This window comes from Elusimicrobiota bacterium (genome assembly GCA_016180815.1).
Taxonomy (GTDB): domain Bacteria; phylum Elusimicrobiota; class Elusimicrobia; order JACQPE01; family JACQPE01; genus JACPAN01.
Window position 1 is genome coordinate 1 of record JACPAN010000001.1, and the last position, 9455, is coordinate 9455.

The window sequence follows — 9455 nt, forward strand, 5'->3', positions numbered from 1 at the left end:
GCAGAAAAACGCCTCAAAAGAAAAAATACGCGAATGCCTCAATGAAGAACTTGGCAGTTCGCAATTTCAGAAACAATACCGGGCTCTTTTAGAAACCGAACCTATCCTCCGGTCATACCCCTCGGCTCACGAGCTGCTTAAAGTTCTCTGGGACCCTTTAAGCCAGAATTATTCCCAAAAAGACGCCTGCCTTTTTGCGCTGATCAAGGCTTTTCACGGGGGATTCGGACGTTTGGCCTTTCTCCTTTTGCTTTTGGCTCTCTGGCCGGCGCTGGAGCATCTCTATTACCGGCTCATTCCCATTGCAAAAACAACCGACGAACTTTTCTCGGAAATTTATTGGGCCTTTCTTGAAGAGATTGAACAGTGGAATCTCGCCAAGAAGGACAGGGTGGCTATAAATCTTCAAATGAACACCCAAAAAAGGGTGCGTGCCAATATCGGATCGGAACAGAAAAATATGGAACTTTCTGGAAACGTCCGAGGGCAGGAAAGTGGTCAGCCTCAAATGGGGGAGATCATGCCCACGGCCAAAGAAGGCAAAAACTTTGCGGAAACAATAGACGATCTGATCAATAAGGGTGTTATCGGAGAGCAAGACAGCTTTCTCATTGTCCGCCATGCCATTTACGGCATTTCCATGAAAAATCTTGCCAGCGAGCAGGGCATTCCCTACCACACCGTTTATAGACGCTACGCGAGAGCCTTGGCCAGGATTAGGGCCCATCTGGAACCCTAGGCAGTGTTCATTTTTTCGACTTTTTCGGCATTTATATATGTGAGGACAAAACCATGAGCTTGATAGAAACCCGAAAACTCTTAGACGAAACCATAGAGGAGATCGCCCTGGTGCTAGGCGGCATCTTTGCCGTTCACGGGGTTGCCGACGAAGTAGTTTGGCAGGCTATGAAACATCTGGACATGAGCCACGACAATGCTCTCGCTCGGCTGGAAGAATCCGCGCCGTCCGAAGAGAAAATTCAAAAAACTGCAAACCCCGCGCCTCGTCCGCATCCTGCCATTGATGCATTGCTGATGAATCTAAGCATCAAACGCAGAAATTTAATCCTTGGGTTGGACGACCACCCAAAGGAAGGTTGCCATAAATGGATGAACCGAGAAAAAAATATCTAAGCGCGACGCAGATCAATATGTTTCTGCATTATCCCAAGCAATTTGAAACGCGCTATATCCAGGGCATTAAAACGCCGCCTACTGGGGCCATGATCCAAAGCCAGATTTGGCATCGGACCTTAGAAGAAAATTACCGCCAGAAAATCAGCACCGGCAAGGATTTTCCGTTATCCCAGATGCTTGAGCTCTACGCGGGTTATTTTGATCACATTTTTAAGAATGAGGAGATCAGCTTGAAGCCGGGTGAAAACGCGGCCAAACTGAAGGATCAAGGCCTGGCCATTACCAAAGCCCATCACGAAACCATTGCCCCCATCGTTTTTCCCGCCAAGGTGGAGGAGCGCTTCGAGGTTAGCCTTGGGGCTGATTTTCCGTACTGCTTGGTTGGAATTTGGGACTTAATTGATACCGAAGGCTGCATCGTTGACAACAAAGCCTTTGGCAGGCTGCCGACCCAAGAGGAAGTGGACGATAACGTCCAACTCAGCGTCTACAGCCTCGCTTATCGCCTCGTCAACGACCGGGTAGAAAAGGGATTAAGGTTCGATGTCGTTGTGAAGGGCAAGGAGCCTAGGCCGATACAAATCCACACCAAAAGAACCAACGACCATTGCCGTTGGCTCTTAGGGGTTATGGAGAGGATGGCCGATATTTTGGAATCCGGCAGATTTGAAACTCACCAAACCGCAAATTATCCGTTAAGGAGGAGCTAATGAAAACCGATGTCGTGTTACCAGAAGAGCCGCAGAACGAGCGAACTGAAGGGAGCCCAAAACCGGCTCCTGCCGTGCGCCTTGGAAACCCCAAGAAGTCGGCCGCCGAATCCTCGCCTTTCCAAAAGGCTAAGGCCAAGGAAAAAAGACTCAAGCTATTTATTTGGGGAGACTCAGGGGCGGGCAAGACCACCCTGGCTCTTCAATTTTACAAGCCCGTTGTCATAGACCTTGAAGGTGGATGTGACCTTTATGGGGAGGCGTTTGATTTTGAGGTGCTCAAGGCGACCACGGCTGACGAGGTGCTGGGGGCCGTCAACTGGCTTTTAAGCAATCAACACCCTCACCGTACATTGGTGATTGATCCCATCACGATTTACTGGGACGCGCTTCAGAAAAAATGGAGCGACATCTTCCTTTCCAGGAACAAGGGCGGCAAAGGCCACAAATTCGAGTTCTATGATCTGCAACCCAAAGACTGGATGACGCTCAAGGCGGAGTTCAAAGAGTTCATCCGCAAGCTGATCGCCTTGGACATGAACGTGATCGTCACGGCCAGGCAGAAAACCCAGTACGCGGACGGCGCTTTCATGAAGGCCATCGGCGACACCTTTGACGGCGAGAAGAGCCTGCCCTATCTTTTTGACACGATCGTCAGGCTCCATGTCGACGAGAAAGGGCGGCACATGGGCACTTGCCTTAAGGATCGGTCAAACAAGCTGCCCAAGGAGCCCTTTGAGGCAAAGTATGGGCTATTCGAATCGCTGTTCGGCAAGGAAACCCTCGCGAGGAAAGCCAAGCCCATTGCGCCGCCGGCTCTTGGGGAAATCAAAGCGCGGATTCGAGTCTTAATTGAACAGCTTGGCCTCACCTCCGAGCGGGTCGCCAAAGGACTCGTTGCTTATGGCGCGAGTACCTTAGACGATCTGACACTCGAGAGCGCCGAGGCGATCCTAAAGAAACTCGAGGCCGTTCTGGCCTCAAAAAATCCAATGACAAACACAGGAGGAAATTCTCATGCCTAAGATTGACTTTAGCAAGGTAGACGACGTTCAGGACTTCACGCCCATCCCGGCGGGTAAGTATCTCTGCAAGGTGGCTGAAGTCCAGCAGAGTCAAACCCAGTTCCAGGACGAAATGTGGAAGCTCCGTTTCCAAGTGGTTTCCGGTGAGCATACCGGCCGCCAGCTCTTCGACAATATGGTCTTTTCCGAGGCCGCGATGAAACGAGCCAAACTCATCTGCTCCAGGCTTGGTCTTGATGTCACACAGGAGTTAAACCTTACCCCGGAGATGATCAAGAATCGCCAGTGCCATCTGACGGTTGAGGTCGAGGAGTACCAGGACGAAGAAGGCAGAACCAAAAAGCGAAACGTCGTGCCCTTCGCCGGTTATGAGCGCGCTGAAGAAGAGGCGAAAGCCCCCGAAGAGCTGGAAGAGATTTCCTTCTAACCATCGCGGTTAAAAATCAGCGGAGAAAAACTCTTGACCGCCCCCTCTTTAACAGGCGCTCTCGCCGGAATCCTGGTCGAAATCCGGTTCCACAAGAATGACTTTCTAATCGGAAAGTTGGACACCGGGGTTTCGGTCAAGGGATACATGGCGCATCCCCAGATAGGGATGGAGTATCGGTTCGAGGGAAAATGGCTCCATAGCCCGCGCTGGGGCGAGACTTTCGCGTTCGCAAATTATTCGCAGTCCTATCCCACAAGCCTCGATGCGATCCGGTCCTATCTCAAGGAAAACGCCAAGTGGGTGGGGCCGGAAATATCAAAAAGAATTATCGAGGCCTTTGACAAGGACTCATTGGCCGTGCTTAAGGATAACCCCGAACGTGTAGCCCGCGAAATATCCGGCATCACTCCCTCTAGAGCTGAGGAAATCTCGGCCATGCTTAAAAAGATTGAAAGCCAGGAGAAACTCGAGCTAGCCTTGACTGAAATTTTAACCGGAGTCCCTGTGTCCGGCCGCGTGCGCCACAGAATCATCGAGCTTTGGGGAGCGGACGCGCCTGAGAAGCTGCGCCAGAACCCCTATGAGCTTATTGACAAAGTGCAGGGCGTGGGGTTTTTGACTGCGGATCAAATCGCAAGGAAGGTTGGTTTTGAGCCTGAAGGCTACCCTAGAATCCGCGCCGGCGTCCTTTACACCCTCAAGGAAGCAGCCGGGAGTGGAGGCCACACCTTTCTTCCCGCTGAAATGTTGCTCGTCAAAGCCCAAGAAAATCTGAATGTGAAAGTGGAAAAAATATCTTCGGCGCTTGCCCAAATGAAACAAGACGGCGACATTGTTATTGAGGGAGAAGCCGTATATATGCGGGCACTCCACCGGGACGAGACCGCTATCGCAAAGCTGCTTAAAAAATTGAGGTCATAAATGGAACTTTTCCCTGATCAGAGACAAGCCTTGGAATTGGCCCGGCAAGCCAATGTTTTTATCTTGACCGGCGGCGCGGGAACAGGCAAATCAACCACGGTCAAATCCATCTTAGACGATCTCGCCACGGGGGGCTTTCGTTTTGCCCTGGCCGCTCCCAGCGGCAAGGCGGCCAAGCGGCTTTCCGAGGTGACAGGGAAACCCGCGTCAACAATTCACCGGCTTTTGGAGCCGGAGAAAATCAACGACGGGTTTGCGTTCACGAGAGGGCCGAATAAGCCGCTTGAGGATGACCTGATCGTTTTAGATGAAGTCAGCATGGTTGACGTTTCGCTCATGGCGAGGTTTCTTGAGGCGGTGAAACCACAAACCAAGCTCATCTTGGTCGGTGATCCCTACCAGCTGCCATCGGTCGGCCCCGGTAATGTGTTGCGCGATCTTCTTGAGTCCCGCGCCTTTCCGGCGGTCGAGCTTACAATTATCAAACGCCAAGATGAGGGTCTTATCATTAAAAACTGCCACCGCATCAAAAACGGCGAGGACATCCTAGTGGATAACGCCAATGCCAAGGATTTCTTTTTTCTTTCCCTGAAAGAAGAGGAAGCGATCCAATCCGCAATCGTTGAGTTGGTCACACGGAAGCTGCCGGAAGCGAGGAAGCTCAATCCTTTCCGCGACATCCAAGTCATTTCTCCCTTGCGGGAAAAAACCCTGCTCTCCTGTAAAGCCGTCAATGCCAGGCTCCAGCAAGCCCTAAATCCAAATCCAATTATTGAGGGATGTCGATTCAAGGCTGGAGACAAGGTGATCCAGCTCAAAAATGAGTACGGCCTGGGGATCGTCAATGGCGATTTGGGCTATGTTCAAACAATTGATAAGGCCGCAAGAAAAATCGAAATTCTTTTTGAAAACCCGGACAGAGCCATCACCCTTGACCCATTTGAAAACGACCTAGACCTTGCCTACTGCCTTACAGTTCATAAGAGCCAAGGCTCCGAGTGGCCGGCTGTCGTGATTCCTGTGCATAAGTCTTTTGGTTCCCTAATGATGAACAGGAACCTCCTTTACACGGCTGTCAGCCGAGCCAAGGGTCTTTGCGTCATGGTGGGGCAAAGGGAGGAGATCCCAAAGATCGTCCAGCGCCGGGGGCAGGAGAAACGTTTTACCGGCCTTGCCGGATTTCTCAATGAAAAAGAAAGCTGACAGCAATTTCACCATTGTCGTGGATTCACGCGAAAAGCTGCCTTATGAATACCCCGGCGCGGTATGCAAGGCGCTTGCCTGCGGCGATTACTCCATCTTGGGATATGAGAATCACGTCGCCATCGAACGTAAGACCCATGAGGACGCTTATTCCTCATTGGGAAGCGGCCGCGAACGTTTTGAAAGGGAGCTTAAGCGCCTGGCCTCCCTTGATTACGCCGCCATTGTGGTTGAGTCCACGCTGGATGGGTTTTTGAAGGCCCCGGCATTCACCCGCATGAACCCCAAGGCCGCGGTCAACTCTATCATCGCCTGGTCGGTCAAATATAAGGTGTGCGTTTTCTTTGCGGGAAGCCGTGACATGGGCCGGGCTCTGACTTACAGGCTGCTTGAGAAGTTTTTGAAATACGAGAAGGAGAGGGAGATTGGAAGACACAAAACAAGTCTGGAGAGATTACCGCCAGAAGGTGCTTGAGAGGATCGGGGATTTCTCCGATCTATTCTCATCGCTTAAAAAACAGAAAACCAGCGGCGACGGCTGGGTAGCCGCTTGCTGCCCATTCCACGACGATCAGAATCCTTCTTTTGCCTTTAACCGTAGTTCGGGAAAGTGGGCTTGTTTCGCAGGTTGTGGCAAGGGAAGCGCGTTTGATTTTTTGATGAACACGACCGGATTTTCCTTTAAGGACGCCCTAGTAGCCCTGGGAGACAAAACCGGAATCCCGCGCCCAAGTTTCAACGGCCATAAGCCGGAGCAATTCCACGAAGGATTGGTCAAGGCGATGACCAGGGCTTTGAACGCCCAACCCTCTGCCCTGCGTTACTTAAAAGAAAAACGCGGGCTATCCAATGAAACGATTCAAAAGTACGAGCTAGGCTGGGACGTTCATCGCCGCCGGTTGGCTATCCCCGTCCGCGACGAGCAAAGAAGGTTCGTCAACATACGGCTTTACAGCCCCACACAGAAGCCCAAGATGATCAATTTTAAGGGCCACGGCAATACGCCGAGACTTTACGGTGCGGACGAACTGGCCAAGTATGAAGGCAAGCAGGTCATCCTTTGCGAGGGCGAGCTGGACCGCCTCATTCTTCAACAGAACGGTTTTGCGGCGGTCACCTCAACTCATGGCTGCGCTTCCTTTAGGGAGGAATGGCTGCCGCTATTCAAAGGCAAGGATGTTGTTGTGATTTACGACTGCGACCCGGAAGGGCAAGCCGCCGTGGAAGGTATTGTGCTTAGGGCTTTTAAGAAAGCCCAGATCGCCTCAATCAAAAATATTCAGCTCCCGCTTCTCGGCACAAAAGATGACAAGGATGTTTCAGATTTTTTCACCAAGCCCAGAAACGTCAACGGCGAACTCTTGGAGAAACGCTGTTACAGCGCCCTTGAGCTTCAAAAGCTGATTGACGATGCGTCGTCCGTTGATCTGGATAAATTTGCGCCTGCTGATCAGGCGGAAGGCAAGAATGGCCCTGATCTGCTCCAGGTAATTGACTCCATCAGAAACGCCAAAGACCTAACAGCGCATGAGCGCTACATCAGCGTTGCCCAGACCGCGGCGGAGCACCTGGCGAAGAAAGGAGCGTTTTTCTATGACCCTAAATCCTCGCTGGAGTATCTCTGCTTAGAGGGCCAACTTTATACGGTCGGAAACAACAGGCTTTTTAATTCCCTTCTTCAAAAGATCGGGCAATTCAATGTCACAACATCAGAGGGAAAGTTTGCCTGGGAGTTTCTCAGAAACTTCGTGCGCTCCTCGGGCTCGCCGATCAAATCAGCTGGCTGGGTATTTGGCGACCCCGCAAAGCCAGCCATCTACATCCACACCCACGATGAGAAGGGAAGGATTTTGAAGATTGAGCCCAACCGTATTACACTGATGCCCAATGGCCAGAACGAGGACAAGGTGATACTGGCCCCCAGCGACCGGGTCCAGCCGTTTGCCTACCTTGAAAACGCCGATCTCGCCCAAGGCTTAAAGAAATTCAAAGAGCTTCTATTTGATGAGTTTCCCTGCTCCTTGACCGACCGGGCGCTTTTAGCCAGCTTTGCCTCAGCCCTATTTCTTAAAGATTTTTGCCCAGCCAAGCCGCTCCTGCGTTTAAGCGGTTCCACGGATTCCGGCAAGACCACGGCGGCCAAACTCATCGGATACTTGATTTTCGGCGAGGATATCGCCAAGAGCGGAACGATCGCTAGCTTCTATATTGACGCTTCGCGTAATCCCTTATCCATCCTGGACAATCTCGAGGTGGCCAACATCAAGGGCGAACTCCTCGATTTCCTGCTCACAGGAGCAACCGGCATTGTCCATGAAAAGCGAAAACTTTTTACAGATGAGGAGATCATCCGGGAAAAAGCGACCGCCTTCATCGTGACCACCGGCATTGAATCCTTGGGCAAGCCAGAGCTTCTATCGCGCCAATGGGAGGTCCCCTGCGACTCTTCCCACCATGATCCACGATTCTCTCAAGGCGGAACCATCCAGAAAATACTGAAGAGCCGCAACCTGATTTTATCAGCCATCTTCAATCTCCTGGCTCACCAGATCCTGCCCCAGATCGAGAAACGGCGGGAGGTTGAGTTTTTTCTTAAGCGGGAATTTAAGGATCACCCCAAAGACCGCACGTTCGAGGCCCTGGCGCTCGTTTTTCTCATCTGGGATGCGCTTGAATCGCCGATGGGTTTGGAGGAAAACCTCTGGATGAAATGGCTTGGTTCCCAGAAGGCGGAGTCCGAGGAAACATCCATCGAGACGAATGTCGTGCTCCAGTTTTTGAATTTATTTCGCGCCTCTTTTATGGCGCTCAGAAGAAGCACGAAAGAGAAAGCCAAAGACGAATTCCTTGAGAAGTACCATGCCATGCCTAAAGAGGATGAGAGGGGCTTCTTTTTTGAGGCCAGCGCCGGGGAGCTCCTCCATATCTTCACCATGCTGGCAAGAGAGCATGGATATCCCCGCACTTTTGAGAACGCCAGGCAGTTGATGGCCAGGCTAAAAGAGGTGCATTCCCTCCTGGCAAGGGCCGGCTGGAGGGTTGATTTGAAGGTTCGGGTTCGCAACGGAGACAGGGTTCATCGTTTTTGGTTGGAGGCCGAAAATGACCAAAAACAGGGTGCATTACCTGGCATGGAGGCCTAAATGCACCCCGTGATGCACCCGCTAAAAAGTCTAATTTTCAAGGCTTTTATGTCTAAAAGTGCATTGGTGCATTGGTGCATCAGGAATGTATCTCTCCTTATTGGGGAGTTAATTAATAAGAGGGGTTAGGGGATGGAAAAATGAAAATAGGTAATAAATACACACACATGGTTTCTGATGCACCATTGCACCAATGCACTAAAGCCATCCAAAAGTTGGGGGTCCAATGGGCAGCCTAACCCACCTCCTCAGCCGCAATTCCAGCAAGCCTTTAACGCCCCAACCCTCGGCCCCTACAAAGGCAAAGCCGGAAACTCAAGGCCACTGCAAGTGGGCGGTCATTGAATCCGATATTCTTGGCGGCGAGGAGATACTGTATGTCGCCGACCCCCGATATCTTGCGGAGGCCCAGCAAGAAGAGCCCAGCTTGGTTACTTATTTACTGGAAGAGGTCGCGGCCCTGGCTGATCTTAAAGACGACGCGGATGCGTTACGGAGAATCCATCGAATTAAAAAAGAATTTGGCGGTTTAGTGCGCCGCCAGCCGCAGGAACCGCGTCAAGCGTTTAAACGCTTTATGGACTTAAGCGATGCCCATAGGTTAAAAAATGAGTAAGGGGACCTATCCCAAACGAACATGCAAGTTTTGCAAGAAGTTTTTTCATCCGGCATTTCCGAACCAGAGGATTCACGTCGAGTGCCGCCATCTCTGGGACCGGCGTTATCAGAAGAATTACCAACGCAAGGTTCGCAGGGCAATGAAACAAGTCTGGGGAGGTTTTAACGAAGCAGATGCCAACGGTTAAAAAGGGACCCAATAAGTACCCTCCGGCTTTGATGGCCGATGCCGCCAGAAGAATTGAGGCCGGAGAAAATCCTTTCCGGG

10 protein-coding genes are annotated in these 9455 nt (G+C 51.5%); all 10 read left to right on the plus strand.

Translation table 11 applies throughout. The features are described 5' to 3' along the window. Positions 1 to 739, plus strand: a 739-nt coding sequence (locus tag HYT79_00005; GenBank protein ID MBI2068958.1) for a sigma-70 family RNA polymerase sigma factor, incomplete at its 5' end; no start/stop codon positions are given. A 53-nt stretch (positions 740 to 792) separates the two neighbouring features. Then, positions 793 to 1134 (plus strand): hypothetical protein, encoded by a 342-nt coding sequence (locus tag HYT79_00010; protein ID MBI2068959.1) that lies wholly within the window; start codon positions 793 to 795, stop codon positions 1132 to 1134. Beyond that, positions 1107 to 1847 carry a PD-(D/E)XK nuclease family protein gene (locus HYT79_00015; GenBank protein MBI2068960.1) on the plus strand — a complete coding sequence of 247 codons (741 nt, stop codon included), beginning with the start codon at positions 1107 to 1109 and terminating at the stop codon, positions 1845 to 1847. The genes HYT79_00010 and HYT79_00015 overlap by 28 nt, the downstream gene beginning before the upstream one ends. Beyond that, positions 1847 to 2872 (plus strand): AAA family ATPase, encoded by a 1026-nt coding sequence (locus HYT79_00020; GenBank protein ID MBI2068961.1) that lies wholly within the window; start codon positions 1847 to 1849, stop codon positions 2870 to 2872. Before HYT79_00015 ends, HYT79_00020 begins: the two co-directional genes overlap by 1 nt. Further along, positions 2865 to 3299, plus strand: a complete 435-nt coding sequence (locus tag HYT79_00025; protein MBI2068962.1) for a DUF669 domain-containing protein — start codon at positions 2865 to 2867, stop codon at positions 3297 to 3299. Before HYT79_00020 ends, HYT79_00025 begins: the two co-directional genes overlap by 8 nt. 117 nt (positions 3300 to 3416) lie before the next feature. Next, positions 3417 to 4223, plus strand: coding sequence for a hypothetical protein (locus tag HYT79_00030; GenBank protein ID MBI2068963.1), 807 nt, complete (start codon positions 3417 to 3419; stop codon positions 4221 to 4223). Further along, the gene (locus tag HYT79_00035; protein ID MBI2068964.1) at positions 4224 to 5426 is read left to right on the plus strand and encodes an AAA family ATPase; all 1203 of its coding nucleotides are present in this window, start codon (positions 4224 to 4226) and stop codon (positions 5424 to 5426) included. Next, on the plus strand, positions 5410 to 5901 hold the full coding sequence (locus tag HYT79_00040) for a hypothetical protein (GenBank protein MBI2068965.1): 492 nt from the start codon (positions 5410 to 5412) through the stop codon (positions 5899 to 5901). Before HYT79_00035 ends, HYT79_00040 begins: the two co-directional genes overlap by 17 nt. Continuing rightward, positions 5852 to 8569 (plus strand): hypothetical protein, encoded by a 2718-nt coding sequence (locus HYT79_00045; protein ID MBI2068966.1) that lies wholly within the window; start codon positions 5852 to 5854, stop codon positions 8567 to 8569. Before HYT79_00040 ends, HYT79_00045 begins: the two co-directional genes overlap by 50 nt. A 226-nt stretch (positions 8570 to 8795) precedes the next feature. Beyond that, the gene (locus HYT79_00050; GenBank protein ID MBI2068967.1) at positions 8796 to 9185 is read left to right on the plus strand and encodes a hypothetical protein; all 390 of its coding nucleotides are present in this window, start codon (positions 8796 to 8798) and stop codon (positions 9183 to 9185) included. Positions 9186 to 9455: the final 270 nt, after the last annotated feature.